The 24,827-nt window shown below is 62.8% G+C and carries 24 protein-coding genes and 1 riboswitch; of the genes, 9 read left to right on the top strand and 15 right to left on the bottom strand.

Translation table 11 applies throughout. From position 1 onward, the window contains the following. Positions 1-60: 60 nt before the first annotated feature. Entirely contained in the window at positions 61-798 is a 738-nt protein-coding gene (locus ACMGG8_RS06205; RefSeq protein ID WP_060841483.1) for a substrate-binding periplasmic protein, read from the bottom strand. A 277-nt stretch (positions 799-1,075) separates the two neighbouring features. Between ACMGG8_RS06205 and ACMGG8_RS06200 the strand changes: the two genes are divergently transcribed. Continuing rightward, complete coding sequence (locus ACMGG8_RS06200; protein ID WP_414159324.1) at positions 1,076-1,528, top strand: GNAT family N-acetyltransferase; 453 nt, start codon at positions 1,076-1,078, stop codon at positions 1,526-1,528. 3 nt (positions 1,529-1,531) lie between these two features. Here the strand turns inward: ACMGG8_RS06200 and ACMGG8_RS06195 are convergent, their stop codons facing one another. From ACMGG8_RS06195 to ACMGG8_RS06185, 3 genes are read right to left on the bottom strand one after another with little or no spacing between them, the layout of a single operon-like run. After that, complete coding sequence (locus tag ACMGG8_RS06195; RefSeq protein WP_011063952.1) at positions 1,532-1,828, bottom strand: winged helix-turn-helix domain-containing protein; 297 nt, start codon at positions 1,826-1,828, stop codon at positions 1,532-1,534. Positions 1,829-1,851: 23 nt separating this feature from the next. Beyond that, the gene (locus ACMGG8_RS06190) at positions 1,852-2,364 is read right to left on the bottom strand and encodes a M48 family metallopeptidase (protein ID WP_060844847.1); all 513 of its coding nucleotides are present in this window, start codon (positions 2,362-2,364) and stop codon (positions 1,852-1,854) included. A gap of 42 nt (positions 2,365-2,406) precedes the next feature. Then, complete coding sequence (locus ACMGG8_RS06185) at positions 2,407-4,530, bottom strand: putative bifunctional diguanylate cyclase/phosphodiesterase (RefSeq protein ID WP_060841486.1); 2,124 nt, start codon at positions 4,528-4,530, stop codon at positions 2,407-2,409. A 319-nt stretch (positions 4,531-4,849) separates the two neighbouring features. Between ACMGG8_RS06185 and ACMGG8_RS06180 the strand changes: the two genes are divergently transcribed. Beyond that, positions 4,850-5,521 carry a polysaccharide lyase family 7 protein gene (locus tag ACMGG8_RS06180; RefSeq protein WP_060841487.1) on the top strand — a complete coding sequence of 224 codons (672 nt, stop codon included), beginning with the start codon at positions 4,850-4,852 and terminating at the stop codon, positions 5,519-5,521. 124 nt (positions 5,522-5,645) lie between these two features. On the opposite strand, the gene fba is transcribed toward ACMGG8_RS06180, so the two are convergent. The 6 genes from fba to tkt all read right to left on the bottom strand — a co-directional run bounded on the left by fba (position 5,646) and on the right by tkt (position 11,979). Next, positions 5,646-6,710 carry a class II fructose-bisphosphate aldolase gene (gene fba / locus ACMGG8_RS06175; RefSeq protein WP_003229012.1) on the bottom strand — a complete coding sequence of 355 codons (1,065 nt, stop codon included), beginning with the start codon at positions 6,708-6,710 and terminating at the stop codon, positions 5,646-5,648. A gap of 210 nt (positions 6,711-6,920) precedes the next feature. Then, on the bottom strand, positions 6,921-7,250 hold the full coding sequence (locus ACMGG8_RS06170) for an MliC family protein (RefSeq protein ID WP_092308962.1): 330 nt from the start codon (positions 7,248-7,250) through the stop codon (positions 6,921-6,923). A 60-nt stretch (positions 7,251-7,310) separates the two neighbouring features. Continuing rightward, positions 7,311-7,532 carry a hypothetical protein gene (locus ACMGG8_RS06165; RefSeq protein ID WP_060841488.1) on the bottom strand — a complete coding sequence of 74 codons (222 nt, stop codon included), beginning with the start codon at positions 7,530-7,532 and terminating at the stop codon, positions 7,311-7,313. Positions 7,533-7,564: 32 nt separating this feature from the next. Next, positions 7,565-8,728, bottom strand: a complete 1,164-nt coding sequence (locus ACMGG8_RS06160; protein WP_060841489.1) for a phosphoglycerate kinase — start codon at positions 8,726-8,728, stop codon at positions 7,565-7,567. 17 nt (positions 8,729-8,745) lie between these two features. Then, positions 8,746-9,825 (bottom strand): erythrose-4-phosphate dehydrogenase, encoded by a 1,080-nt coding sequence (gene epd, locus ACMGG8_RS06155; protein ID WP_414159323.1) that lies wholly within the window; start codon positions 9,823-9,825, stop codon positions 8,746-8,748. A 156-nt stretch (positions 9,826-9,981) separates the two neighbouring features. Then, positions 9,982-11,979 (bottom strand): transketolase, encoded by a 1,998-nt coding sequence (tkt, locus tag ACMGG8_RS06150; RefSeq protein WP_414159322.1) that lies wholly within the window; start codon positions 11,977-11,979, stop codon positions 9,982-9,984. Positions 11,980-12,237: 258 nt separating this feature from the next. Here tkt and ACMGG8_RS06145 point away from each other — a divergent pair, with 258 nt between their 5' ends. The 4 genes from ACMGG8_RS06145 to ACMGG8_RS06130 all read left to right on the top strand — a co-directional run bounded on the left by ACMGG8_RS06145 (position 12,238) and on the right by ACMGG8_RS06130 (position 16,851). Then, entirely contained in the window at positions 12,238-13,233 is a 996-nt protein-coding gene (locus ACMGG8_RS06145) for an ArsR/SmtB family transcription factor (protein WP_414159321.1), read from the top strand. Positions 13,234-13,252: 19 nt separating this feature from the next. Next, the gene (gene metK, locus ACMGG8_RS06140) at positions 13,253-14,443 is read left to right on the top strand and encodes a methionine adenosyltransferase (RefSeq protein WP_414159320.1); all 1,191 of its coding nucleotides are present in this window, start codon (positions 13,253-13,255) and stop codon (positions 14,441-14,443) included. 213 nt (positions 14,444-14,656) lie between these two features. Continuing rightward, positions 14,657-16,330 (top strand): NAD-dependent DNA ligase LigB, encoded by a 1,674-nt coding sequence (gene ligB, locus ACMGG8_RS06135; RefSeq protein WP_414159319.1) that lies wholly within the window; start codon positions 14,657-14,659, stop codon positions 16,328-16,330. A 125-nt stretch (positions 16,331-16,455) separates the two neighbouring features. After that, positions 16,456-16,851, top strand: a complete 396-nt coding sequence (locus ACMGG8_RS06130) for a DUF1090 domain-containing protein (protein ID WP_060841494.1) — start codon at positions 16,456-16,458, stop codon at positions 16,849-16,851. 28 nt (positions 16,852-16,879) lie between these two features. Here the strand turns inward: ACMGG8_RS06130 and ACMGG8_RS06125 are convergent, their stop codons facing one another. Beyond that, positions 16,880-17,329 carry a c-type cytochrome gene (locus ACMGG8_RS06125; protein WP_060841495.1) on the bottom strand — a complete coding sequence of 150 codons (450 nt, stop codon included), beginning with the start codon at positions 17,327-17,329 and terminating at the stop codon, positions 16,880-16,882. A 131-nt stretch (positions 17,330-17,460) separates the two neighbouring features. Here ACMGG8_RS06125 and ACMGG8_RS06120 point away from each other — a divergent pair, with 131 nt between their 5' ends. Beyond that, positions 17,461-18,636: a murein transglycosylase A gene (locus tag ACMGG8_RS06120; RefSeq protein WP_414159318.1), complete on the top strand. Its 1,176-nt coding sequence runs from the start codon at positions 17,461-17,463 to the stop codon at positions 18,634-18,636. 81 nt (positions 18,637-18,717) lie between these two features. Here the strand turns inward: ACMGG8_RS06120 and ACMGG8_RS06115 are convergent, their stop codons facing one another. Together ACMGG8_RS06115 and ACMGG8_RS06110 are read right to left on the bottom strand one after the other, a co-directional pair. Beyond that, on the bottom strand, positions 18,718-19,101 hold the full coding sequence (locus ACMGG8_RS06115) for an MAPEG family protein (RefSeq protein ID WP_060841497.1): 384 nt from the start codon (positions 19,099-19,101) through the stop codon (positions 18,718-18,720). Between the two features lie 36 nt (positions 19,102-19,137). Continuing rightward, complete coding sequence (locus ACMGG8_RS06110; RefSeq protein ID WP_414159317.1) at positions 19,138-19,971, bottom strand: EamA family transporter; 834 nt, start codon at positions 19,969-19,971, stop codon at positions 19,138-19,140. A gap of 350 nt (positions 19,972-20,321) precedes the next feature. Here ACMGG8_RS06110 and ACMGG8_RS06105 point away from each other — a divergent pair, with 350 nt between their 5' ends. After that, on the top strand, positions 20,322-21,581 hold the full coding sequence (locus ACMGG8_RS06105; protein WP_060841499.1) for a cation:proton antiporter: 1,260 nt from the start codon (positions 20,322-20,324) through the stop codon (positions 21,579-21,581). On the opposite strand, the gene ACMGG8_RS06100 is transcribed toward ACMGG8_RS06105, so the two are convergent. Together ACMGG8_RS06100 and ACMGG8_RS06095 are read right to left on the bottom strand one after the other, a co-directional pair. Next, entirely contained in the window at positions 21,582-22,469 is an 888-nt protein-coding gene (locus ACMGG8_RS06100; RefSeq protein WP_060841500.1) for a formate/nitrite transporter family protein, read from the bottom strand. It lies immediately after the preceding gene. 100 nt (positions 22,470-22,569) lie between these two features. Next, positions 22,570-22,965 carry an acyl-CoA thioesterase gene (locus ACMGG8_RS06095; RefSeq protein ID WP_060841501.1) on the bottom strand — a complete coding sequence of 132 codons (396 nt, stop codon included), beginning with the start codon at positions 22,963-22,965 and terminating at the stop codon, positions 22,570-22,572. 188 nt (positions 22,966-23,153) lie between these two features. Next, a riboswitch (S-adenosyl-L-homocysteine riboswitch) is annotated at positions 23,154-23,260 on the top strand. A gap of 21 nt (positions 23,261-23,281) precedes the next feature. Here ACMGG8_RS06095 and ahcY point away from each other — a divergent pair. Next, positions 23,282-24,691, top strand: a complete 1,410-nt coding sequence (gene ahcY, locus ACMGG8_RS06090; protein WP_060841502.1) for an adenosylhomocysteinase — start codon at positions 23,282-23,284, stop codon at positions 24,689-24,691. Positions 24,692-24,827: the final 136 nt, after the last annotated feature.

Below are 24,827 nucleotides of genomic sequence, written 5' to 3'. Positions count from 1 at the left end.
AAGCGGCAAGCACTGCGTGAACGGCTCTAGCCTGCCGCTTGCAGCTTGCCGCTGCCCCTCTTACATGCCGTGCTGGCGCAGCAGGCGATCGTAGCTGCCGTCGGCTTTCATGGCGGCAATCTCCCGATCGAACCGCGCCACGATCTGCGCATGCTCGGGATTCTTCAGGCTCACCAGGATATGCAGGCTGTTCTCGCTCAACGGCTTGGGCAGGAACTCCACGGCGTTGCGCACCCGCGGTGACTCGCGGGCCAGGTAGTAACGGGCGACGTATTCATCTTCCAGGGTCAGCTTGACCCGGTCCGCCGCCAGCATGCGCACCGCCATGGCGAAGTTGTGCACCGGGACCTTCTGCAGGTCCGGGTCATTGTCGAACTCCGGGGAATAGGCATAGCCGCGCACCACGGCCACCGGGTACTCGTGCAACTGCTTGAGGTTGTTGTATTCCAGCGGGGCGTCCTTGCGCTTGATGAAGCGCACCCGGTTGATCATGTACTCCGCGGAGAACTGCCCCAACTGGGTGCGCTCCTTGTTGTACCAGGCATTGACCAGCACGTCGTAGCGACCCTCGCCGATGCCGAGCAAGGCCCGGGCCCAGGGCACCTGTTCGAACTCGCTGGCATAGCCGGCGCGGGACAGGGCGGTACTGACGATGTCGGTGGCCACGCCACCATTGACCAGGGTCGCGTCAGTGAAGGGAGGCCAGGCGTCAGCGACCAGTCGCAACTTCTCCGCAGAAGCGCTGTGGCCCAGCAACAGCAATCCGATCAAGGCTAACGCTCGATGCAATCGCAGCATGCTAATAGATCCTTAGCGGGCACAGAGCCCGGCGCTTTCCAGCCCACACCCAAGGGTGGCGACCCACGCTCGACGGCTCGCCCCAGGTCCTAACATTAGCTCATCAACGCCAATGCACAGGACTTGAAAACAGATTACACAAAGAAGACAAACGGCGGTTAGCGCAGTAATGGCATTTTGACCTATCTCACAGAAACAACTTCACCGCGCCAACCCACGAGACATCCTCGGGCGATGTGCCTAGTATTTCGCGCAGCACTTTCTAGAGGAGTTGGAAATGACCATCGAATGGGTCTGCAAGCATCACACCGATCTGGGCAAGGAGCAGCTGTACGCCATCCTGCAACTGCGTACCGAAGTCTTCGTCGTGGAACAGAAATGCCCCTATCAAGAGGTCGACGGCCGCGACCTGGAGGGCGACACCTGTCACCTGATGGCCTGGGACGGTGACCGGCTGGTGGCTTACCTGCGCCTGCTGGACCCCATCTCCCAGGGCGGTGACGTGGTCATCGGCCGCGTGCTCATAGCTGAACAGGCGCGAGGCCAGGGCCTGGGCCACACCCTGATGGAACAGGGACTGAAGCAGGCCGAACGGCATTGGCCCGACACCCCGATCTACCTCTCGGCCCAGGCTCACTTGCAGGCCTACTACAGCCGCTACGGATTCGTGGTGGCGGGCGAGGAGTACCTGGAAGACGATATTCCACACATCGGCATGCGCCGGCCCTGAGCCTCAGGGATAGCCCAGCACGGCCTTGATCTGCCGCAGGTTGGGCTCGATCCAGCCCTTGTCGATGGCGCCCCAGTTGTGAATCCGATAGCGCCCGGCGTGATTGCGGGCGCCGTCTTGCTGTTCGAATTCGCAGAGGATATCCAGGTCCGCCAGGGCGGCGATGGTGTCCTGGGCGGTGCGCCGGGGCATGCCGGTGACTTCGGTGAGCGCCGGTACGCTGCTGGCCAGCCCGCTGTCGATCAGATACGCCACATACAGACGGCGGTAGAAACTGCTCTTGGTCTTGCTTACATCCATCGCCCACTCCCTATTGCCATGAGTTAATCCGCCGTCCCCGACCTGGCCTGCAGGTCGCGCCAGGTCAGGTAGACCCGCAGGTCGAATTCCAGCTGGTGATAGCCCGGCAGCATGTGCTCGCAGAGCTTGTAGAACGCCTTGTTGTGTTCCGACTCCTTGAAGTGCGCCAACTCGTGCACCACGATCATCCGCAAAAACTCCGGCGCCGCCTCCTTGAACAGCGAGGCAATGCGAATCTCCTTCTTGGCCTTGAGCTTGCCGCCCTGCACCCGGGACACCGTGGTGTGCAGGCCAAGGGCGCGGTGGGTCAGGTCCAGGCGGTTGTCAAACAGCACCTTGTCGATGGCCGGCGCGTTGCGCAGGTACTCCTGCTTCAGCTCCAGGGCGTAGCTGTACAGCGCCTTGTCGCTCTGCACCGAATGCTTGTGCGGATAACGCCCTGTGAGGTACTCCCCGAGGCGATCTTCGACGATCAGTTGACGCACTTGCTGTTGCAGAGCGACGGGATAGGCCTGGAGGTATTTGAGTGCGGTCATGGAGGGGCAGCGCAAGGTACGAAGGGCGCCAGTGTAGCGAATTCAGGCCGGCAACGCGCTCCAGTCAAAGGGCTGGGCAAACTGGCTGGCGCTGGCGGCGGTCAGCGGCCGGGCCACCAGGAACCCCTGCACGTATTCGCAGCCGTTGGCCTTGAGCCATTGGTACTGCTCGTGGGTTTCCACGCCTTCGGCGATCACCAGCAAGCCGAACTGCTTGCACAGGTCGATCACACTGCGGGCGATGGCGGCGTCCCGCGGCGAGGTCAGCAGGCGGGCGATCAGGTGCCGGTCGAGCTTGAGGGTGTCCAGTTGCAGGTCGCGCAGATAGGCCAGGCAACAACTGCCCGAGCCGAAATCGTCCAGGGCCACCCGCACCCCCAGTTGATGCAACTGCTGCAACTGCTTGCGGGTCTCGGCCAGGTTCTGGGTCAACGCTGCCTCGGTGACCTCCACTTCCAGCTGGCGCGGCTGCAAGCCATGGCGCACCAGCACCTGGCGCAATTCATTGGCCAGATTGGGCATGCCGAACTGGGTGGCGCTGAGACTGACGCCCAGCACCAGATCAGGGCTGAACACCTGCTCCCAGTCCTTGCGCTGGGCCGCCCCCTGTTGATAGATCCAACTGCCCAGGCGACTGATCAACCGCGCCTCTTCCAGCAGCGGCAGGAACAGCCCCGGCGGCACATCGCCAACACTTGGGTGACGCCAGCGCAGCAAGGCCTCAAAGCCGCGCAAACGGCCATCGGCAATGGCCACCTGAGGCTGATACACCAGGGTGAATTCCTTGCGCTCCACGGCGCTGCGCACGCTTTCCTCGAGCATCAGCCGGGAACGTGCTCGGCCATTCATCTCGTGATCGTAGTAGCGGTACTGCTGGCGCCCCGCACGCTTGGCTTCGTACATGGCGATGTCTGCCGCCCGCAGCAGGCCGTCCAGGTTGGAGCCGCAGTCGGGATAGATGGCGATGCCGATGCTGGCGCCCAGCACCACCTCCAGGCCGTCGATCTGCTGGCTGATGGACAGGCGCTCGATCAGCTTCTCGGCGACTTTCGCCGCCTGCTCGGGGAAGCTCAGTTCCAGCAGGGCAGTGAACTCGTCACCGCCCATGCGCCCGAGGATGTCGAAGGAATGCAGGCACTCCTTCAACTGCTCGGACACCCAGCGCAGCACCCGGTCGCCGGCATCGTGCCCCAGGGAGTCGTTGACCCGCTTGAAGCCGTCAAGATCCAGGTAGAGCAGGACCAGGGTCTTGCCCGGACGATCACTGCGCAACAGGATGTTTTCCACCGTCTGGTAGAAACCGCGGCGGTTGAGCAGCCCCGTGAGCGGGTCGGTGACCGCCTGATACTCCAGTTGCTGGTGCAGGTGGCGCACTTCGGACATGTCCAGCAGGGTCACCACCATGGCCTTCTGCTCGCTGGGCAAGGGCGCACAGGACAGCGCCACGCTGAGCTGCTGCCCAGGCACGGTACGCAGCAGAGCGTCATGCAGGCGGTAGGTCTGCCCGCGTCGATAGCAGGCCAGGAGCTCGGATTCGCTCCAGTCGGGAACATGGGGCTTTTGCAGGTAGTCGAGGAACAGCGAGCCCTCCAGCTCTTTCACCTGGGCATTGAGCAAGCGCGAAACCGCCGGATTGGCGTAGCGCACCAGTCCGCCCTCGTCCACCACCAGGATGCCTTCGGCTGCGTTGTCCAGCACCGAGGCGTTGAACGCCCGCGCCACTTCCAGATCGTGACTGAGCTGCTGCAGGGCCCGACGATTGCGCTGGTGCTCCAGCAGCGCCTGGACCTTGGGCTTGAGGATCTGCGGGTCGAACGGCTTGAACAGGTAATCCACCGCACCGCTGGCATAGCCCTTGATCACGGCATCCTGGGACTGTTCGTTGGCGGTGAGGAAGATGATCGGAGTCAAACGCGTGCGCTGGCTGCCGCGCATCAGGCGGGCCACTTCGAAACCATCCATGCCGGGCATCTGCACATCCAGCAGGACCAGATCCACTTCATGCTCGAGCAGCAGGCCCAGGGCCTCAAGACCGGAGGCCGCGGTCATCACCCGCCAGTCCTGGCGCTGCAACAGTGCCCGCATGCTCAGGAGGTTTTCAGGATAGTCATCAACGATCAGAAGAGTGGAGTCGCCTTCGAAGGCCTCCGGTTGCACGCATTCCATGCTGCTTCTCTTGTCTGTAGTAAGACTGAACGGGTGAGAAAACCTGACAAATCTGTGGACCACTCTAGACCCGGATCCTGAAAAGCAGAAGCTGCCACCCGGCCATCACTTCACCAATGGCCCCGGCACCCGACTAACGGTCACAGTTATGCCTTATGAAACCCGGGGAGGATGGCATTTCGACATTTTGCTGACGTCATTTATCCGCCATACGGGCATTCCAGGCAGCCGGTTCTGCGCTATAAAGACGCCCCAAGAAGCGCAGGCTAAAGCCTTCGGCGACCTGCACCAGACCCTCCCCCCTTGCGGAATCTCCAGCATGATCGACCTGGCAACCTGGAACCTCAGCGTTCCCGTCGGCAACCCTCCGGCGACCATCGACACCCCGACACTGGTCAAAGGATTCAAGGACCGGTACTTCCACGCCGATAGCGGCACTCTGTTCTTCTGGTCACCGGTCACCGGCTCGAAAACCGAGAACGCCATCTATCCGCGCACCGAGCTGCGCGAGACCTATGCCGACGGCACTTTGCGCAACTGGACCTACCCCGAAGCCGACAACCTGCTGTACGCCACCTTGGCGGTGAACCAGGTGCCATCGTCGGGCAAGATCGTCGTGGGTCAGATTCACGCCTACAACAGCACCAAGCCCCTGGTCAAAGTGGAGTACCAGTACAAGACCAGCAAAGGCAGCGGCAATATCGTGGCCAAGGTGCGCATGCGCCCGGACGACGAAGAGGGCCGGGTCATCACCCTGGCCGAAAACGTGCCCATGAATCGCGACTTTTCCTACTTGATCCACCTGAGCCCAGGCGGCGCCCTGGGGCTCAGTGCTGCCGGCCAGCAATGGGGTGGGCAATTGAGCGCCAAGTGGCGCGACAAGCCGCTGTATTTCAAGGCCGGGGTATACGTCCAGGACAACAGCGGCTACACCAGCGAAGGCGGCAAGGTGACCTTCTCCAAGCTGGATATCGACCACAACAAAATCTAGCTGCCGGCGCAGGCAGCCTTGAGCCCCGCGCATGCCCAGTGGCTCTCTTCGCTGCCTGCCGAGGCAGAAACGCCAGGCATAAAAAAGCCCGCATCGCTGCGGGCTTTCCGGATGACGCTAGGGCTTAGTTGACCTTGGCGTTCAACTCACCCTTGAGGTAACGCTGGAACATCGCTTCCAGGGAGATCGGCTTGATCTTCGAAGCGTTGCCGGCGGTGCCGAAGGCTTCGTAACGGGCAATGCACACGTCGCGCATGGCGGTCACGGTGGCACCGAAGAACTTGCGCGGGTCGAACTCGCTCGGGTTGGTGGCCATCAGACGACGCATGGCACCGGTGGACGCCAGGCGCAGGTCGGTGTCGATGTTGACCTTGCGCACGCCGTACTTGATGCCTTCGACGATTTCCTCAACCGGTACGCCGTAGGTTTCTTTGATGTCGCCGCCGTACTGGTTGATGATCGCCAGCCACTCTTGCGGAACCGAAGACGAACCGTGCATCACCAGGTGGGTGTTGGGGATGCGCTTGTGGATTTCCTTGATGCGATCGATGGCCAGCACGTCGCCGGTAGGCGGCTTGGTGAACTTGTAGGCACCGTGGCTGGTGCCGATGGCGATGGCCAGGGCGTCGACCTGGGTCTTCTTGACGAAGTCCGCGGCTTCTTCCGGGTCGGTCAGCATCTGGCTGTGATCCAGCACGCCTTCGGCGCCGATGCCGTCTTCTTCACCGGCCATGCCGGTTTCCAGGGAGCCCAGGCAGCCCAGCTCGCCTTCTACCGACACGCCGCAGGCGTGGGCCATGGCCACGGTCTGCTGGGTGACGCGCACGTTGTACTCGTAGTCGGTGGGGGTCTTGCCGTCTTCGCCGAGGGAGCCGTCCATCATCACCGAGGAAAAGCCCAGCTGGATGGAACGCTGGCAGACGTCAGGACTGGTGCCGTGGTCCTGGTGCATGCACACCGGGATATGGGGGAATTCTTCGATGGCGGCCAGGATCAGGTGGCGCAGGAACGGCGCGCCGGCGTATTTGCGGGCGCCGGCCGAAGCCTGGACGATCACCGGAGAGTCAGTCTTGTCAGCGGCTTCCATGATGGCGCGCATCTGCTCAAGGTTGTTGACGTTGAAGGCTGGAACGCCGTAGCCGAATTCGGCTGCGTGGTCCAGCATCTGGCGCATGCTGATGAGTGCCATTGTGTGTGTCTCTCCCGGTCGAGGGTCGTTAATCGTGCAAGCCTGCCGTAGCGGCGACTGCTGTTCAAGTGATTGCAGATCGGGGGTCGGCCCGCTCTGTTGTATCCGTTAAAACCAAATCTCTACAGCCTTGTCGGAGCCGGCTGGCCGGCGAATGGGGCGCAGGGCCTTGCACAGGTCCGGAGGCCGCCTTCGCTGGCAAGCCAGCCTCTACATGGCCTTGCAGCCGCGGCCGATCAGGTCGTTGGTGGCAACCCAGTAGACCAGGCCCTCCTCGCCCTTGACGTGAAACGCCAGCATGTCGTCGCTGTACAGCGAGCCCGAACCACTGGGCTCAAGCTTCAGGCGCCGAACCTGGTCGTCGCCCCCCAGGCGCACGTCGACCGTCTTGCGGCTGTCGTCGGTGTAGCGCCACAGCACCTGGGCCTGGCTGTCGCAGGTCCAGGTCGTCCAGTTGTCGGTAGCCGGCGACTTGAGCAGGTTAAGGTTGGCGCAACCGGCCAAGGCACCCAGCATCGCCACGGCGATCAAAGCTTTCATCAATGTTCCTCGGCCGGCAGCCCAGGGGCCCCAGCGCATTGCGTTATCCGATCTGACCGGTCAAGGGCAACCCTGTTCCCTGGTCTTTGACGGTGTCTCGTACTTCTCCAGGCCTTCGGGGCCCAGGCGCTTGTTGATCACCGGCGCGGTCTCGGCCTGCCAGTCGGCCTGATAACAGCCCTGGCCCGGCTCGCCGGTCTCGTCCGCCGGTTTTGCCGGCGGAGCACTGGAGCACCCCGCCAGCAACGCCACGGCCATCAACAGTGGCAACGTCTTGACCATCAGAACACTCCTTTGCCCGGCCAACGGGACTCTCAGGCCTTGGCCCGGGCTTCCAGGACTTCAACCGCCGGCAGCACCTTGCCCTCGACGAACTCGAGGAACGCGCCACCACCGGTAGAAATGTAGGAGATCTGCTGGGCCACGCCATACTTGTCGATGGCCGCCAGGGTGTCGCCACCACCCGCGATGGAGAACGCGGCGCTGTCGGCGATGGCCTGGGCCAGCACCTTGGTGCCGTTGCCGAACTGGTCGAATTCGAACACGCCTACCGGACCGTTCCAGAGGATGGTCTTGGAGGATTTCAGCAGCTCGGCGAACTGCGCAGCAGTCTGTGGACCGATGTCGAGGATCATGTCGTCAGCGGCAACATCAGCGATCAGCTTGACGGTAGCTTCGGCGCTTTCGGCGAACTCCTTGGCCACGACCACGTCCACCGGCAGCGGTACGCTGACCTTGGCGGCGATGGCACGGGCGGTGTCCAACAGATCCGGCTCGTACAGCGACTTGCCCACCGGATGCCCGGCAGCAGCGAGGAAGGTGTTGGCGATGCCGCCACCGACGATCAGTTGGTCGCAGATCTGGCTCAGGCTGTTGAGCACGTCCAGCTTGGTGGACACCTTGGAGCCGGCAACGATGGCCGCCATTGGCTTGGCCGGGTTGCCCAGGGCCTTGCCCAGCGCGTCCAGTTCAGCGGCCAGCAGAGGACCTGCGGCGGCCACCTTGGCGAACTTGGCCACGCCGTGGGTCGAACCCTCGGCCCGGTGCGCGGTGCCGAAGGCGTCCATCACGAACACATCGCACAGGCCGGCGTATTGCTGGGCCAGTTCGTCGGCGTTCTTTTTCTCGCCCTTGTTGAAGCGCACGTTCTCGAACAGCACGACGTCGCCGGCCTTGACCTCGACGCCACCCAGGTAATCGGCCACCAGCGGCACTTCGCGACCCAGGGCACGGCTCAGGTAATCGGCTACCGGCTTGAGGCTGTTCTCGGCGGAGAACTCGCCTTCGGTCGGACGGCCCAGGTGCGAGCAGACCATCACAGCCGCGCCCTTTTCCAGGGCCAGCTTGATGGTCGGCAGCGAAGCCAGGATCCGCGCATCGCTGGTGACAACACCGTCCTTGACTGGGACGTTGAGGTCTTCGCGGATCAGCACACGCTTACCTTGCAGATCGAGGTCGGTCATCTTCAACACGGTCATGGGTCGCAATTCCTGGGTTACTGTTGTTCAGAAACAGAGAGTTTAGTGGCAGGGCGTGGAGTGGCTGTTTGCAGGTAGTGCCCAGCAACATCCAGCATCCGGTTGGCAAAGCCCCATTCGTTGTCGAACCAGGCCAGGATGTTCACCAGCCGAGGGCCGGAAACACGGGTCTGACTGGCATCGACGATCGCCGAATGGGGGTCATGATTGAAATCACAGCTGGCGTGAGGCAGCTCGGTATAGGCCAGCAGGCCCTTGAGCGGACCGCTGGTGGCGGCCTCGCGCAGGATCCGATTGACCTCGGCGGCGTCGGTATCGCTCACGGTCTGCATCGTGATATCGAGGCAGGACACGTTGACCGTCGGCACCCGCACTGCTTTGGCCTGGATTCTTCCGGCAAGTTCCGGCAGCAGGCGCTCGATGCCTCGCGCCAGACCGGTGGACACCGGAATCACCGACTGGAACGCCGAACGGGTCCGGCGCAGGTCTTCGTGGTGATAGGCGTCGATCACCGGCTGGTCGTTCATCGCCGAGTGAATGGTGGTGATCGACACGTACTCCAGGCCAATGGCCTGATCCAGCAGGCGCAACAGCGGCACGCCGCAGTTGGTGGTGCAGGAGGCGTTGGACACCAGCAGCTCGGCGCCGGTCAGGCAATCCTGATTGACCCCGTAGACGATGGTGGCGTCGACATCCGCCTCGCTGGCCATCGGCTGGGAGAACAGCACCCGCGGCGCGCCGGCGTCGAGGAAACGCTGGCCGTCTTCGCGGGTGTGGTAGGCACCGGAGCATTCCAGCACCAGATCGACGCCCAGGGACGCCCAATCGATGCCTTCGGGGGTGGCACTGCGCAGCACTTTCACGCAGTTGCCATTGATATGCAGACAGTCGCCGTCGACTTTCACCTCACCGGGAAACCGCCCGTGGGTGGAGTCGAAGCGTGTCAGGTATTCGACACTGGCCATGTCGGCCAGATCGTTGATGGCGACAATCTCGAACCCGGCCGCAGCCCCTCGCTCGAACAGAGCACGCAAGACGCAACGACCAATCCGGCCGTAGCCGTTGAGTGCAACTTTATAGGGACGCGGTTGAGGCATGGGGTTCTCGATCAGGCACAGGCAGACGAACTTGTTATACGCACCCATCGTAGGAGCTGGCTTGCCAGCGATCAGCGGTGTGTCAGGCAGACCGCGAATCGCTGGCAAGCCAGCGCCTACAAAGGGATCGCGGTGGCTGGGCCACCGCGTGCTTTTTTAGTCTTCCAGCAGCTCTTCGGCCTGGCCCAGGATGTTGTCCAGGGTGAAACCGAACTCTTCGAACAAGGCCGACGCAGGCGCCGACTCGCCGTAGGTGGTCATGCCGATCACGCGGCCTTCCAGGCCCACGTACTTGTACCAGAAGTCGGCATGGGCGGCTTCGATGGCGATCCGCGCGCTGACCTGCAGCGGCAGCACCGATTGCTTGTAGCCTGCATCCTGGGCGTCGAACACGCTGGTGCACGGCATGGAAACCACCCGCACCTTGCGGCCCTGCTCGGTCAGTTTGTCGAAAGCCTGAACCGCCAGGCCCACTTCCGAACCGGTGGCGATCAGGATCAGCTCAGGCTCGCCTGCACAGTCCTTCAACACGTAGCCACCGCAGCTGATATCGGCGATCTGGCCGGCATCGCGGGTTTGGTGCTGCAGGTTCTGGCGGGAGAAGATCAGCGCCGAAGGACCGTCCTTGCGCTCCAGGGCGTACTTCCAGGACACCGCCGATTCCACGGCGTCGGCCGGGCGCCAGGTGTCGAGGTTCGGGGTACTGCGCAGGCTGGTCAGTTGCTCGATCGGCTGGTGAGTCGGGCCGTCTTCGCCCAGGCCGATGGAGTCGTGGGTGTAGACGTGGATCACCCGCTGCTTCATCAGCGCCGACATGCGCACCGCGTTGCGGGCGTATTCCATGAACATCAGGAAGGTCGCGCCGTAAGGCACCAGGCCGCCGTGCAGGGCAACGCCGTTCATGATGGCGGTCATGCCGAATTCGCGCACGCCGTAGTACATGTAGTTGCCGCTGGCGTCTTCAGCGCTGACGCCCTTGCAGCCTTTCCACAGGGTCAGGTTGGAACCGGCCAGGTCGGCCGAGCCGCCGAGGAACTCGGGCAGCAGCGGACCGAAGGCGTTCAGGGTGTTCTGGCTGGCTTTACGGCTGGCGATGGTTTCGCCCTTGGCCGCCACTTCAGCGATATAGGCATTGGCCTTCTCGGCGAAGTCCGCTGGCAGATCACCGGCGAGGCGACGCACCAGTTCGTTGGCTTCGGTCGGGAATGCGGCGGAGTAGGCAGCGAAACGCTGGTCCCACTCGGCTTCCACGGCGCGACCGGCTTCCTTGGCGTCCCACTCGGCATAGATGTCAGCCGGGATTTCGAACGGGCCATGGTTCCACTTCAGCGCAGCGCGGGTCAGGGCGATTTCCTCGGCACCCAGTGGCGCGCCGTGGCAGTCTTCCTTGCCCTGCTTGTTCGGCGAACCGAAACCGATGGTGGTCTTGCAGCAGATCAGGGTCGGCAGCGGGCTCTTGCGCGCGGTGTCGATGGCCGTCTTGATCTCTTCCGGATCGTGGCCGTCGACATTGCGGATCACCTGCCAGTTGTAGGCTTCGAAACGCTTGGGCGTGTCGTCGGTGAACCAGCCTTCGACTTCACCGTCGATGGAGATGCCGTTGTCATCGTAGAAGGCGATCAGCTTGCCCAGGCCCAGGGTACCGGCCAGGGAGGCCACTTCGTGGGAAATGCCTTCCATCATGCAGCCATCACCCAGGAACACGTAGGTGTGGTGATCGACGATGTTGTGCCCCGGACGGTTGAACTGCGCCGCCAGGACTTTTTCCGCCAGGGCGAAGCCCACGGCATTGGCCAGACCCTGGCCCAGGGGACCAGTGGTGGTTTCAACGCCCGGGGTGTAGCCGAACTCCGGGTGGCCCGGGGTGCGGCTGTGCAGTTGGCGGAAGTTCTTCAAGTCATCGATCGACAGGTCGTAGCCGGTCAGGTGCAGCAGCGAGTAGATCAGCATCGAGCCATGACCGTTGGACAGCACGAAGCGGTCACGGTCGGCGAAGGATGGATTGCTCGGGTTGTGCTTGAGGTAGTCACGCCAAAGCACTTCGGCGATATCCGCCATACCCATGGGGGCACCTGGATGGCCGCTGTTGGCTTTTTGCACGGCATCCATGCTGAGGGCACGAATGGCATTGGCACGCTCACGACGGCTGGGCATCGCTGATCTCCTGAGGATTGAATAAAACGAAACGGAAAAAAGGCCTGCATTTTCCCTCAGGCGTCTGGCGGGGGCAATGACAGATAGTCACTCAGGCATGTTTTTCCCATGGATAAGCCGGCAATCCACTGAGCAAACCCGCTTGTCGCCGGCCGACAGGGCCACCAGGGCTCTGGCAGAAGCCCCTTGAGGGGCAATATCAAAACTTTTTGATATTGATCTTGCAGGCCTTTGCAGGCACCTCTAGACTGCGCCCCTATGAACCTGAGCGCACCCTCCATTGATCATGACGATTGCGACGAGCTGGCCGCCCTGTGCAAGGCCGGCGGCGATCCTCTGCGACTCAATGTATTGCGCGCCCTGAGCAACGACTCGTTCGGCGTACTGGAACTGGCGCAGATCTTTGCCATCGGCCAGTCGGGCATGAGCCACCATTTGAAGGTCCTGGCCCAGGCCAGCCTGGTGGCGACCCGCCGTGAAGGCAACGCGATTTTCTACCGCCGTGCCCTGCCCCACACCGAACTCTTGGGCGGCAAGCTGCACGCCGCCCTGCTGGACGAAGTCGACCAGGTGCGACTGCCGGTGGATGTCCAGAACCGGATTGGCCTGGTGCACCGGCAACGGGCCGCGGCCAGCCAGGACTTCTTTTCCCGGGTGGCGGATAAATTCCGCGCCCAGCAGGACCTGATCGCAGGACTGCCCCAGTACCGCGACAGCGTGCTCGCGCTACTGGACAAGCTGAGCTTCAAAGCAATGGCCACGGCCATTGAAGTGGGTCCCGGCGACGGTGGTTTTCTCCCCGACCTGGCCCGACGCTTTGCCCGGGTCACCGCGCTGGACAACAGTCCGGCGATGCTTGAACTGGCCCGTCAGCTGTGTGAACGCGAAACACTGGCTAACGTCAGCCTGCAACTGGCCGATGCACTGGATGGCGTACAACTGACGGCCGACTGCGTGGTGCTGAACATGGTCCTGCACCATTTCGCCGCACCGGCCGAGGCCCTCAAGCAGATGGCCCAATTGCTGCAACCAGGCGGCAGCCTGTTGGTAACAGACTTGTGCAGCCACAACCAGAGTTGGGCCAAAGAGGCTTGCGGCGATCTCTGGCTAGGGTTCGAACAAGATGACTTGGCCCGTTGGGCCACCGCTGCGGGACTGACTCCCGGGGAAAGCCTCTATGTGGGCTTACGTAATGGTTTCCAGATCCAGGTCCGCCATTTTCAGCGACCGGCTGGCGACACTCACCATCGGTAAATTTTAGGAAACCGTCGAGATGAGCGAATACTCCCTTTTCACCTCCGAGTCCGTGTCTGAAGGACATCCGGATAAAATCGCTGACCAGATTTCCGATGCGGTGCTGGACGCCATCATTGCCCAGGACAAGCACGCTCGCGTTGCTGTGGAAACCCTGGTCAAGACTGGCGTGGCCATCGTCGCTGGCGAAGTCACTACCACTGCCTGGGTCGACCTGGAACAGATCGTTCGTGACGTGATCTGCGACATCGGCTACACCAGCTCCGACGTTGGCTTCGACGGCGCCACCTGCGGCGTGATGAACATCATTGGCAAGCAGTCCCCCGACATCAACCAGGGTGTCGACCGCGCCAAGCCTGAAGATCAGGGCGCCGGCGACCAGGGCCTGATGTTCGGCTACGCCAGCAACGAAACCGCCGCGCTGATGCCGGCGCCGATCGCCTTCTCGCACCAGCTGGTCCATCGCCAGGCTGAAGCACGCAAATCGGGCCTGCTGCCATGGCTGCGCCCGGACGCCAAGTCCCAGGTCACCTGCCGCTATGAAAACGGCATCGTGGTCGGCATCGACGCCGTGGTGCTGTCGACCCAGCACAACCCTGAAGTGTCGTACAACGACCTGCGCGAAGGCGTGATGGAGCTGATCGTCAAGCACGTGCTGCCGGCCGAACTGCTGCACAAGGACACCCAGTTCCACATCAACCCGACCGGCCAGTTCATCATCGGTGGCCCGGTGGGCGACTGCGGCCTGACCGGGCGCAAGATCATCGTCGACAGCTACGGCGGCATGGCCCGTCACGGCGGCGGCGCGTTCTCCGGCAAGGACCCATCCAAGGTCGACCGCTCCGCGGCCTATGCCGGTCGCTACGTGGCCAAGAACATCGTCGCCGCCGGCCTGGCCGAGCGCTGCGAGATCCAGGTGTCCTACGCCATCGGCGTGGCTCAACCGACCTCGATCTCCCTGAACACCTTCGGCACCGGCAAGATCAGCGACGACAAGATCGTCAAGCTGGTTCGCGAGCACTTCGACCTGCGTCCTTACGCAATCACCACCATGCTCGACCTGCTGCACCCGATGTACCAGGAAACCGCAGCCTACGGTCACTTCGGCCGTGCTCCGCAAACCAAGACCGTGGGTGACGACACCTTCACCACCTTCACTTGGGAAAAGACCGACCGCGCCGACGCCCTGCGCGCTGCCGCCGGCCTCTAAGCGTCACCCGGTAACAGACAAAGCCCCGCCGGCACCACCGGCGGGGCTTTTTTGTCGCCAGAGGTTTCTCTCAGCAGGGCAATTGTCCAGGTATCCACTGGCCAAGCCAGCGCCCAAGGCCATCATGAAACACCCCGCAACCACCTCGCCGAAAAATCGCCCCACGCCCACCTACCCTTCAAGGCATGCCCATTCCGAGCAAGGACGCTCCCCATGCTGCCAAGACTCTTCCTGCTGTTTCTGGCCCTCACCGGCCTGCCCGCCCTGGCCCAATGCCCCGACTGGTCCAGTGCCCGGGCCGAACGGGAACTCACCGCCCTGCAACAACAGCTCGAGGCCTGGGACATCCGCTATCACCGATACGGTCAATCGCCCGTCGCCGACGAGCTCTATGATCAGTCCCGGCAGCGCCTGACCCGCCTGCAACAATGCTTCCCCCAGCTTCCCGTCGCCGCGGATCATCCCCTGCTCGGCGCCCGGGGCCCCGTGCCCCACCCCATCGCCCACACCGGGGTGGAAAAACTCCCCGACGACAACGCGGTACAGCTCTGGCTGAAAGGCCGTGAAGGCATCTGGGCGCAACCCAAGATCGATGGCGTGGCGGTCACCCTGATCTACCGCCAGGGCCGTTTCCACCAGGCACTGAGCCGGGGTGATGGCTGGCACGGCCAGGACTGGAGCGCCCGCGCCCGGCAGATCGCGGCCATCCCCAAACAACTGCCCCAGCCCGTGGACCTGCTCTTGCAGGGAGAGCTCTATCAACGACTGGAGCAACACATCCAGGCCCGCTCCGGCAGCCTCAATGCCCGCAGCCGGGTCGCCGGATGGCTGGCACGCAAACACCTGTCGGCGGCAGAGGCGGCACAAATCGGCCTGTTCGTCTGGGACTGGCCCCAAGGCCCCGCCACCCTGAGTGAACGCCTGGAGCAACTGGCGCAGCTGGGCTTCACCGAAGGCGCCGAGTACAGCCGCCCGATCGCCGGGTTCAGCGAAGCCCGGCACTGGCGAGAACACTGGTACCGTTCGCCCCTGCCCTTTGCCAGCGACGGCATCATCCTGCGCCAGAGCCTGCGCCCCGCCGCCGAACGCTGGCAGGCCAGGGCCCCACATTGGATTGCAGCCTGGAAATACCCCTATGCCCAGGCCCTGGCCAATGTGCGTCAGGTGCGCTTCCGGATCGGCCGCACCGGGCGCATCAGTCCCTTGCTGGACATCGACCCGGTGGTCCTCGATGACCGACAGATCCGCCGCGTCAGCGTCGGCTCGCTGCAACGCTGGCAAGCCCTGGATATCGTCCCCGGCGACCAGGTGGCCATCAGCCTGGCCGGACTGACCCTCCCCCGCCTGGATGGCGTGGTCCTCAGGAGCCAGCAACGCCAGGCGATCCAGGCGCCAGCGCCGGAGGACTTTCATGCCCTGAGCTGCTGGCGGCCAACCCCCGGATGCGAAGGCCAGTTTGTCGCCCGCCTGGCCTGGCTCAGCGGCAAACAGGGACTGCACCTGGACCATATCGGCGAACAAACCTGGGCCAGGCTGGTTGAAACAGGCCGTATCAAAGGCCTTTTGGATTGGCTGACCCTGGATCAGGCAGAGCTTGCTACCATTGCCGGCTTCGGCGCACGCAGCAGCCTGCGACTGATCGAGAGTCTGCAACAGGCAAGGCAGCGACCCTTCGCACGCTGGCTCAAGGCCCTGGGCCTGCCGCCCAGCGGCTCGGCGGAACTGAACGGTCCATGGCAGGTGCTGGCTTCACGCAACAGCCTGGACTGGCAGAACGAAACCGGTGTCGGCCCGGAACGGGCTGCGCAGTTGGTGGCGTTTTTTCGCGAGCCCCAGGTGCAGGCCTTGCAGGCGACCCTGAATCAGGCCGGAATCAACGGCTTTTAGGCCGCAATCCGGGAGCGCACATTGAACCACCCCGGCAGGAATGCGCTCCAACAGCCCATTCCCGGTATGACAGTCAGTATTTTTTCATTGGTTATTTTTTGATCTTTTTTCACCTGGAGCCTTCCATGAAACTGTTTCCGTCCCTCGCTGCCCTGACCCTGTGCAGCCTGATGAGCGCGCCCCTGCTGGCCGCCGAACAAGCCCAGCCACTGACCGGCTGCGCCGCCAAGCGCCAGGCGATCATGACCCAGATCGAACAGGCCAAGGCCCATGGCAACAGCGATCAGCAGGCCGGCCTGGAGCGCGCCCTGAGCGAAGTCACCACCCATTGCACCGATGCCTCGTTGAAGAAGGATCGGGAAAACAAGGTGCTGGAAGCCAAGCATGAAGTCAGCCGGCGTCAGGCCGACCTGGAAAAGGCCATGAAGAAAGGCGACTCGGAGAAGATCAACAAGCGCAAGGACAAGCTCGCCGAGTCCCGCAAGGAACTGCAGCAAGCCCTGGACGAACTGGACAAGTAAGCGCTGCCCTCCCTGGCAACGACCTCACTCAGTGATTACGAAACTCCTTGTGGCAGGCACTGCAGACGTCCTCGACTTTCTGCACGGCCGGCCCCAGATTGCTGGCCTTGTAGGGCTGGACCTGGCTGATGGTCACCAGCTCGGCGGTGGCCGCTTCAAGGTTGCGCGCCAGCTCCTGGAAACGCGCCTGCTTGCGCCAGACATCATCGGTGGCGCTGCTGTGGTCCTGCTCCCTGACCTCGGGAAAATGCTTCCAGGGCTCATGGGACAGGGCATCCAGCTTCACCGCGCCTTCGGCAAAACGTGCGCCGTCGAAAGGAATCCGCCCACGCAGCATTCCCCCCAGGTCCTCGCCGGTCTTGAGCATCTGTTTGAAGATCGCCTTGCGCTGGCCCAGGGGAGAGTTGGGGTCGACACCGCCACAGGCGGAAAGCGTCAGGCAGGCCAGCAATACAACGGAAAGTCTTTTTAGCGTCATGGTGGCTTCAGGTCAGGTCACGGAAACGGCGGCCAGTATCCTCGCCTCCCCGGCAAACACCAATAGCCCTATTAACAATAGGGGTTGTCCATCGTCATGCCGCTGATGGATACCCCCCAAGGAAACACAGCATGAACCCGAGCTTCCTCCGCTGGCGTCGCCACCTGCTCTGGGCCCTGCCAGCCCTGGCACTGCTCGCCGGCTGCAACGGCGGCGACAACAGCAAGGCCCCACAGACCCACGCCCTGGCCACTTACAACAGCGCCCCCTGGGAGTCCCTGCCCAGCGTTGCCGATAACGACCTGCTGGCCGGCTTCGGTGCCTGGCGCAGTGCCTGCACCCGCTTGAAGGCTGATCCGATCTGGGGTGCCACCTGCGCTGCGGCGGCCAATGTGCCGCAGACCCCGACAGCCATCCGCGGCTTTCTCAAGGAGCACCTGGAGGTCTACGGCCTGCGCTCGGGCAGCGGCAACAGCACCGGCCTGATCACCGGCTACTACGAACCGGTGTATCCCGGCAGCCTGACCCAGACACCGAGCGCCAGTGTGCCGGTGTACGGGGTGCCGGAGGACATGATCATCGTCGCCCTGGACAGTCTCTACCCGGAACTCAAGGGCAAGCGCCTGCGAGGCCGGCTCGAAGGTCGGGTGCTCAAGCCCTATGACGACGCGGCGACCATCGAAACCAAGGGGGTCAAGGCTCCGGTGCTGGCCTGGCTGACCGATCCGATGGACCTGCAATTCCTGCAGATCCAGGGTTCGGGAAGGATCCAGCTGGACGACGGACGCCAACTGCGGATCGGCTACGCCGACCAGAACGGCCACCCGTACCGGCCCATCGGACGTTGGCTGGTGGAGCAGGGCGAACTGAAGAAAGAAGACGTGACCATGGGCACCATCGCCGCCTGGGCCAAGGCTCATCCGACGCGGATTCCCGAACTGCTGGGCAGCAACCCGAGCTACGTGTTCTTCAACCGCAACCCGGACAGCAACGAAGGCCCCCGAGGCTCATTGAACGTACCGCTGACTTCCGGCTACAGCGTCGCGGTGGACCGCAAGGTGATTCCCCTGGGCAGCTTGCTGTGGTTATCCACCACGCGCCCGGATGGCAGCAGCCTGGTGCGCCCCGTGGCCGCTCAGGACACGGGCGGCGCGATTACCGGCGAAGTCCGTGCCGATCTGTTCTGGGGCACTGGCGAGGCGGCCGGGCAACTGGCCGGCGACATGAAGCAGCAGGGGCAGATCTGGATGCTCTGGCCCAAGGGCGCGCCCCTGCCCAAAGTGCCGGAAGTGCCCGATACCCCGTGACCCGCTACAGGAGCAAGCTTGTCGGCGAAGGCGACCATGAAGGCGCTTTCGCCGACAAGCCGGCTGCTGCAAGAGGGTGTTTCAGACTGAAACGAAGAAGAAGCTGGCGATCAGGCCCATGCCCACGAACCACACCAGGGAGCGCAGGATCGCCCAGTCCGCCAGGTAGCAGATCATGTACAGCAGGCGACTGGTGATAAACAGCACCGCCAGCACGTTGATCGTCACCAGCTCGGCGTTGCCCGCCACATGGGCGATGATCACTGCCGCCGCAAATGCCGGGGTCACCTCGAAACCGTTGAGCTGCGCGTTATGGGCCCGCTTGGGCAGCCCCTCCAGGGTATTCAGGAACGCCCGCGGATCATGGTTGTAACGAAGCCCATATTTGCCGGCGCCCTTGGCAATGGCGGTACACAGGTACGGCAGGACAATTGCGATCAATACACACCAGAAAGCGACAGTCATGGAGCACATCCTTTTTTATGAGTTTTCAGGGGGTCTTCAGAACTTCATCACCAACATGCCGATCAGCACCAACCCACAGGCTAAGAGCCGGGGCCGGCCGAAAGGTTCTTTCAGGTAGCGCATGCCGAACAGCACCACCAAAATCACACTGATCTCGCGCAACGCCGCCGCTTCGGCAATCGACCCCAACTGCATGGCCCACAGCACCAGGGCGTAGCTGAACAGCACACAGAATCCGACGCTGAGCCCCAGGCGCCACTGTTCACGCCAGAACAGGATGAAGGCCGGGCGCTTGCAGACCATGGCCAACAGAGGAAAGGGCCAGGCACTGAGCAGGGTGACCCAGGTCAGGTAGTCCAGCGGATGGGACCAGCGGCGCAAGGCCTGGCCGTCGATGAAGCTGTAGCAACCGATGCACAGGCCGATCAACGCCACCACCGGCAACATGTTCCAGGGCAGGCGCGCCCCACCGCCCCCCTGCCAGAGCAGGCAGAGCATGCCGAAGGGAATCAGCAGGATGCCGAGGATCTGCTGGGTATTGAGCTCCTCGCCGGCAAAGATCAGGGTCAAGGCCAACACCACCAATGGCGACAGACCGCGCATCAGTGGATAGACCAGCCCCAGGTCGCCCACCCGATACGCCTGGATCAACAGATAGCGGTACAAGAGTTCGAAGGCCGCCGAGGCGATGATCCAGGGCCAGAGTTCCAACGGCGGCCAATGCAAGAAAAACAGCATGCTCGCCACGAACAGCAGAGCCACGCTGTCCATGCAGGCCACCACCAACAGGCGCTCGCCGCTGAACTTGATCAGGGTGTTCCATGCCGCATGCAGCAGCGCCGCCACCAGAACCAGACTTGTCGCCAGCACCTCACACTCCCTGTTGGCCCGAAAGAGAATCGATTCATCCTGCGTTCCCGGCCGCCTATACTTGCGCCGACCGCCGAGGGCGAATCCTCGCATGACGCTGGCCTGCCTGCACGGACTGCCGGCATTTTTGGCAGCGATAGCACGCACTTCGTCAGCATGGGCTTGCTGCCCGACGTCACCCCAGCCGGGTCCCGATACCCGCCTTTTTAGGCAAGCGCCTGCAACATCGTGCCACTACTGCGGTCAATGGGGCGGGTAAACCCCAGCACCAACCACCTCAGGCCCCTGGCCAGACGCTGCACACCTGCCGCTTGAAGCTTTTTTCCCTGCGATCATCCAAAGGAGTCCGGATGCTTGAACTTGTCGCCGCCTTTATCTGCCTGACCACCCTGCTCACTTATGTGAATTTCCGTTTTATCGGCCTGCCACCGACCATCGGAGTGATGGTCACCGCCCTGCTGTTCTCGCTGTTGCTGCAGGGCTTGAGTTACCTGGGCTTCCCTGGCCTTGAGGAACACGTCGAGGAACTGATCGGCAAGATCGACTTCGGCGATCTGCTGATGAACTGGATGCTGTCGTTCCTGCTGTTCGCCGGCGCCCTGCACGTCAACCTCAACGACCTGCGCAGCTATCGCTGGCCCATCGGCCTGCTGGCCACGGTCGGCGTGCTGATCGCGACCTTCGTCATCGGCAGCCTGGCCTACTGGATCTTCGGCCTGTTCGGCTGGCACGTGAGTTTCCTCTACTGCCTGCTGTTCGGTGCACTGATCTCGCCCACCGATCCCATTGCGGTGCTGGGCGTACTGCGTACCGCCAACGCGTCCAAACCACTGAAGACCACCATCGTCGGCGAGTCGCTGTTCAATGACGGCACCGCGGTGGTGGTGTTCACCGTGCTGCTGGGCATCGCGCAACTGGGTGAAACCCCGACAGTGGGCGCCACGGCCTGGCTGTTCGTGCATGAAGCCATTGGCGGCGTGCTGTTCGGCGGACTGATCGGCTACCTGGTCTACCTGATGATCAAGAGCATCGAGCAGCACCAGATCGAGGTGATGCTGACGCTGGCCCTGGTGATCGGCGGCTCGGCGATGGCCAGCGAGATCCACGTCTCGGCACCGATCGCCATGGTGGTGGCGGGCCTGATCATCGGCAACCTGGGGCGCAACCTGGCGATGAACGACATGACCCGGCGCTACCTGGACGGCTTCTGGGAACTGCTGGACGACATGCTCAACGCCCTGCTGTTCGCCCTGATCGGCCTGGAACTGTTGCTGCTGCCGTTCAATTGGCTGCACCTGGCGGCCGCAAGCCTGCTGGCGGTAGCCATCGTGCTCTCGCGCCTGCTCACCGTGGCCCCGGCGATCCTGCTGCTGCGGCGCTGGCGCAGCGTGCCCCGGGGCACCATCCGCGTGCTGACCTGGGGCGGCCTGCGGGGCGGCGTCTCGGTGGCCCTGGCGCTGGCCCTGCCCCTGGGTCCGGAGCGTGACCTGGTGCTGAGCATCACTTACATCGTGGTGCTGTCGTCGATCCTGTTGCAGGGACTGAGCATCGGCAGACTGGTGCGTCATGTCACCCAGGATGCCCCGGCGGCCACGGCTCAAGGCCATTGATCATTTCTTGATCCCACGCGGATCGGGCGCCGTCGCCCGATCCGTGCGGCCACTTGGTTTGCCGCTCTCGCTGCGCACCTGAGCGTGGCTGATCAAGGCAAAGATGAAACTGCCGCCGATGATGTTCCCTGCCAGGGTCGGCCCGGCAAACACCAGCCAGAAATCCCGCCACCCCAGCTCCCCGGCAAACACCAGGTAAGACACCTCGGCCGAACCCACCACGATGTGAGTGAAATCCCCCAGCGCCATCAGGTAGGTGATGAGGATGATGATCCACAGCTTGGCGCTCTCCATGGACGGGATCATCCAGACCATGGTGGCAATCATCCAGCCGGAGATGATGCCTTTGGCGAACATCTGCGCGCGGTCGTTCTCCATCACCTGGCGACCGATTTCCAGAAAGGCCTGGTCGGTGCGGCTGTCGAAGATCGGCAGATGCAGCATCACGTATGCCACCAACAGGGTGCCGCACAGATTGCCCGTCAGCACCACACCCCATAAGCGCAGGAGGCGCCCGGCATTCTTCAGGCTCGGCTTGCTCATCACCGGCAGCACCGCGGTCAGGGTGTTCTCCGTGAACAGTTGCTGGCGCGCGAGGATCACCGCCAGAAAGCCCGCGCAATAGCCGAAGCTGGCGACAACCTTGAAGGCTTCGCCCTCCGGCAGCCGGGAGTTGAGCAGCCCCATGCCCATCAGAGACAGGCCCATCGTCAGGCCGGCGGCCAGGGCCGACCACCACAGGGCGGCGACGCTGCGCTCCAGTTCCTGGTCGCCCTGCGTGCGGATGATCTCGTGCAGTACCGCCGCACGAGGCGGCTGGTTGCGGTCGACGTCCTGTTGCTCTTCGACTGAAAGTCCGGGGGTTTTACCGTCGTTGCGAGTGTCCATGGGAGTCCTGAACCAGGTGAGTCGTATGGTTACGACACGCGGGGTTCAGGGCTGTTCCGTCCGGAGCGGGGCGCGCTTGCCGGGCAATCTCCGCCTGCTGTCAGGCTTCGTCCTTGAACTGGTCCTTGACGTATTTGATCTCGGTACGGCCGTGGGGTGCCGGCAGGCCGTCTTCACCGAGGTTGACGAAGACCATCTTCTCGACGGTGAGAATGGATTTGCGGGTGATCTTGTTGCGCACTTCGCACGTCAGGGTGATGGAGGTGCGACCGAACTCGGTGGCGGTGATGCCCAGCTCGATGATGTCGCCCTGGCGTGAGGCGCTGACGAAGTTGATTTCCGAAATGTACTTGGTGACGACCCGCTGGTTGCCCAGCTGGACAATGGCGTAGATCGCCGCTTCTTCGTCGATCCAGCGCAACAGACTGCCACCGAACAGCGTGCCGTTGGGGTTGAGGTCTTCGGGCTTGACCCACTTGCGGGTGTGGAAATTCATGGGGGACTCCAAGGTGCTTGAACGAGTGCAATTGACGCTCCCAGCTTCAAGTTTCAAGCCACAAGCTGCAAGTAAAAACCGACCTGCTCTTACTTGCTGCTTGTGGCTTGCACCTTGCTGCTTAAAGAAAGCTATAATCGCCACCGTTTCAAAACGGTCATCTGCACCTGATACCGTTTTCCCGCCACCTGTCCGAGGGGCGCTGCAGCAGGCATGACCTGTCAGGCTCGGATGGGGCGTTGTCGGTACAGGCTTCCCTGTACGGACACTAAACGCACAACGGCGCCCATTCGCACACTACGAATGGAGGCTCTTCATGAGCGCTGTAAACACGCCTGCAGATTTTACCGACTACAAAGTCGCCGACATTTCCCTGGCCGCCTGGGGCCGTCGCGAAACCATCATCGCCGAGTCGGAAATGCCGGCCCTGATGGGTCTGCGCCGCAAGTACCTGGCTGAACAGCCACTCAAGGGCGCGAAAATCCTCGGCTGCATCCACATGACCATTCAGACCGCCGTGCTGATCGAAACCCTGGTTGCCCTGGGTGCCGAAGTACGCTGGTCGTCCTGCAACATCTTCTCGACTCAAGACCAGGCTGCTGCCTCCATCGCCGCCGCCGGCATTCCTGTGTTCGCCTGGAAAGGCGAAACCGAACAAGAGTACGAGTGGTGCCTGGAGCAGACCATCCTCAAGGATGGCCAGCCTTGGGACGCCAACATGATCCTCGACGACGGCGGCGACCTGACCCAGCTGCTGCACGACAAATACCCACAGGTGCTGGAACGCGTTCACGGCGTGACCGAAGAAACCACCACCGGCGTACACCGCCTGCTGGACATGCTGGCCAAAGGCGAGCTGAAGATTCCTGCGATCAACGTCAACGACTCGGTGACCAAGAGCAAGAACGACAACAAGTACGGCTGCCGTCACAGCCTGAACGATGCCATCAAGCGCGGCACCGACCACCTGCTGTCCGGCAAGCAAGCGCTGGTCATCGGCTACGGTGACGTGGGCAAGGGCTCCGCCCAGTCCCTGCGTCAGGAAGGCATGATCGTCAAGGTGTCCGAAGTCGACCCGATCTGCGCCATGCAGGCCTGCATGGACGGTTTCGAACTGGTTTCGCCGTTCATCGACGGCATCAACAACGGCACCGAAGCCTGCATCGACAAGGCCCTGCTGGGCAAGATCGACCTGATCGTGACCACCACCGGCAACGTCAATGTCTGCGATGCCAACATGCTCAAGGCCCTGAAGAAGCGCGCCGTGGTCTGCAACATCGGCCACTTCGACAACGAAATCGACACCGCCTTCATGCGCAAGAACTGGGCATGGGAAGAAGTGAAGCCACAGGTGCACAAGATCCACCGCACCGGCCACGGCGACTTCGACCCACAGAACGACGACTACCTGATCCTGCTGGCCGAAGGTCGCCTGGTGAACCTGGGCAACGCCACCGGTCACCCAAGCCGCATCATGGACGGCTCGTTCGCCAACCAGGTACTGGCGCAGATCTTCCTGTTCGGCCAGAAGTACGCCGACCTGTCGCCGGCCCAGAAAGCCGAGCGCCTGACCGTTGAAGTACTGCCGAAGAAACTCGACGAAGAAGTGGCCCTGGAAATGGTCCGCGGCTTCGGCGGCGTGGTCACTCAACTGACCAAGCAACAGGCTGACTACATCGGCGTGACCGTCGAAGGCCCGTTCAAGCCAGACGCCTATCGCTACTAAGAGCAGCTGCAAGCGTTGAGCTACACGCGGCAAGCCAGGGCCACAAGCCGGGCTTGCCGCACAAAGCCTCACGCTTTGCCCCTATTTGCTTAAACAGCGTCAGGCAACGAGCTCCAGGAACAGGAGACGAGCGCAC

The sequence above is a fragment of the Pseudomonas sp. BNK-45 genome, from assembly GCF_047456255.1.
GTDB lineage: Bacteria > Pseudomonadota > Gammaproteobacteria > Pseudomonadales > Pseudomonadaceae > Aquipseudomonas.
The sequence above is the reverse complement of the archived record's forward strand: the minus strand, read 5'-3'. Positions and strand labels throughout refer to the sequence as shown.

Excerpts from the sequence above, each read along its gene's own strand:
- tkt (WP_414159322.1), bottom strand. The coding sequence starts at position 11,979 with ATGCCCAGCCGTCGTGAGCGTGCCAATGCCATTCGTGCCCTCAGCATG.
- ACMGG8_RS06170 (WP_092308962.1), bottom strand. The coding sequence starts at position 7,250 with ATGAAAGCTTTGATCGCCGTGGCGATGCTGGGTGCCTTGGCCGGTTGC.
- ACMGG8_RS06100 (WP_060841500.1), bottom strand. The coding sequence starts at position 22,469 with ATGGACACTCGCAACGACGGTAAAACCCCCGGACTTTCAGTCGAAGAG.
- fba (WP_003229012.1), bottom strand. The coding sequence starts at position 6,710 with ATGGCACTCATCAGCATGCGCCAGATGCTGGACCACGCAGCCGAATTC.
- ACMGG8_RS06195 (WP_011063952.1), bottom strand. The coding sequence starts at position 1,828 with ATGGATGTAAGCAAGACCAAGAGCAGTTTCTACCGCCGTCTGTATGTG.
- ACMGG8_RS06145 (WP_414159321.1), top strand. The coding sequence starts at position 12,238 with ATGAACCTGAGCGCACCCTCCATTGATCATGACGATTGCGACGAGCTG.
- metK (WP_414159320.1), top strand. The coding sequence starts at position 13,253 with ATGAGCGAATACTCCCTTTTCACCTCCGAGTCCGTGTCTGAAGGACAT.
- ACMGG8_RS06130 (WP_060841494.1), top strand. The coding sequence starts at position 16,456 with ATGAAACTGTTTCCGTCCCTCGCTGCCCTGACCCTGTGCAGCCTGATG.
- ligB (WP_414159319.1), top strand. The coding sequence starts at position 14,657 with ATGCTGCCAAGACTCTTCCTGCTGTTTCTGGCCCTCACCGGCCTGCCC.
- ACMGG8_RS06185 (WP_060841486.1), bottom strand. The coding sequence starts at position 4,530 with ATGGAATGCGTGCAACCGGAGGCCTTCGAAGGCGACTCCACTCTTCTG.
- ACMGG8_RS06205 (WP_060841483.1), bottom strand. The coding sequence starts at position 798 with ATGCTGCGATTGCATCGAGCGTTAGCCTTGATCGGATTGCTGTTGCTG.
- ACMGG8_RS06105 (WP_060841499.1), top strand. The coding sequence starts at position 20,322 with ATGCTTGAACTTGTCGCCGCCTTTATCTGCCTGACCACCCTGCTCACT.
- epd (WP_414159323.1), bottom strand. The coding sequence starts at position 9,825 with ATGCCTCAACCGCGTCCCTATAAAGTTGCACTCAACGGCTACGGCCGG.
- ACMGG8_RS06180 (WP_060841487.1), top strand. The coding sequence starts at position 4,850 with ATGATCGACCTGGCAACCTGGAACCTCAGCGTTCCCGTCGGCAACCCT.
- ACMGG8_RS06190 (WP_060844847.1), bottom strand. The coding sequence starts at position 2,364 with ATGACCGCACTCAAATACCTCCAGGCCTATCCCGTCGCTCTGCAACAG.
- ACMGG8_RS06165 (WP_060841488.1), bottom strand. The coding sequence starts at position 7,532 with ATGGTCAAGACGTTGCCACTGTTGATGGCCGTGGCGTTGCTGGCGGGG.
- ACMGG8_RS06160 (WP_060841489.1), bottom strand. The coding sequence starts at position 8,728 with ATGACCGTGTTGAAGATGACCGACCTCGATCTGCAAGGTAAGCGTGTG.
- ACMGG8_RS06115 (WP_060841497.1), bottom strand. The coding sequence starts at position 19,101 with ATGACTGTCGCTTTCTGGTGTGTATTGATCGCAATTGTCCTGCCGTAC.
- ACMGG8_RS06095 (WP_060841501.1), bottom strand. The coding sequence starts at position 22,965 with ATGAATTTCCACACCCGCAAGTGGGTCAAGCCCGAAGACCTCAACCCC.
- ahcY (WP_060841502.1), top strand. The coding sequence starts at position 23,282 with ATGAGCGCTGTAAACACGCCTGCAGATTTTACCGACTACAAAGTCGCC.
- ACMGG8_RS06125 (WP_060841495.1), bottom strand. The coding sequence starts at position 17,329 with ATGACGCTAAAAAGACTTTCCGTTGTATTGCTGGCCTGCCTGACGCTT.
- ACMGG8_RS06120 (WP_414159318.1), top strand. The coding sequence starts at position 17,461 with ATGAACCCGAGCTTCCTCCGCTGGCGTCGCCACCTGCTCTGGGCCCTG.
- ACMGG8_RS06200 (WP_414159324.1), top strand. The coding sequence starts at position 1,076 with ATGACCATCGAATGGGTCTGCAAGCATCACACCGATCTGGGCAAGGAG.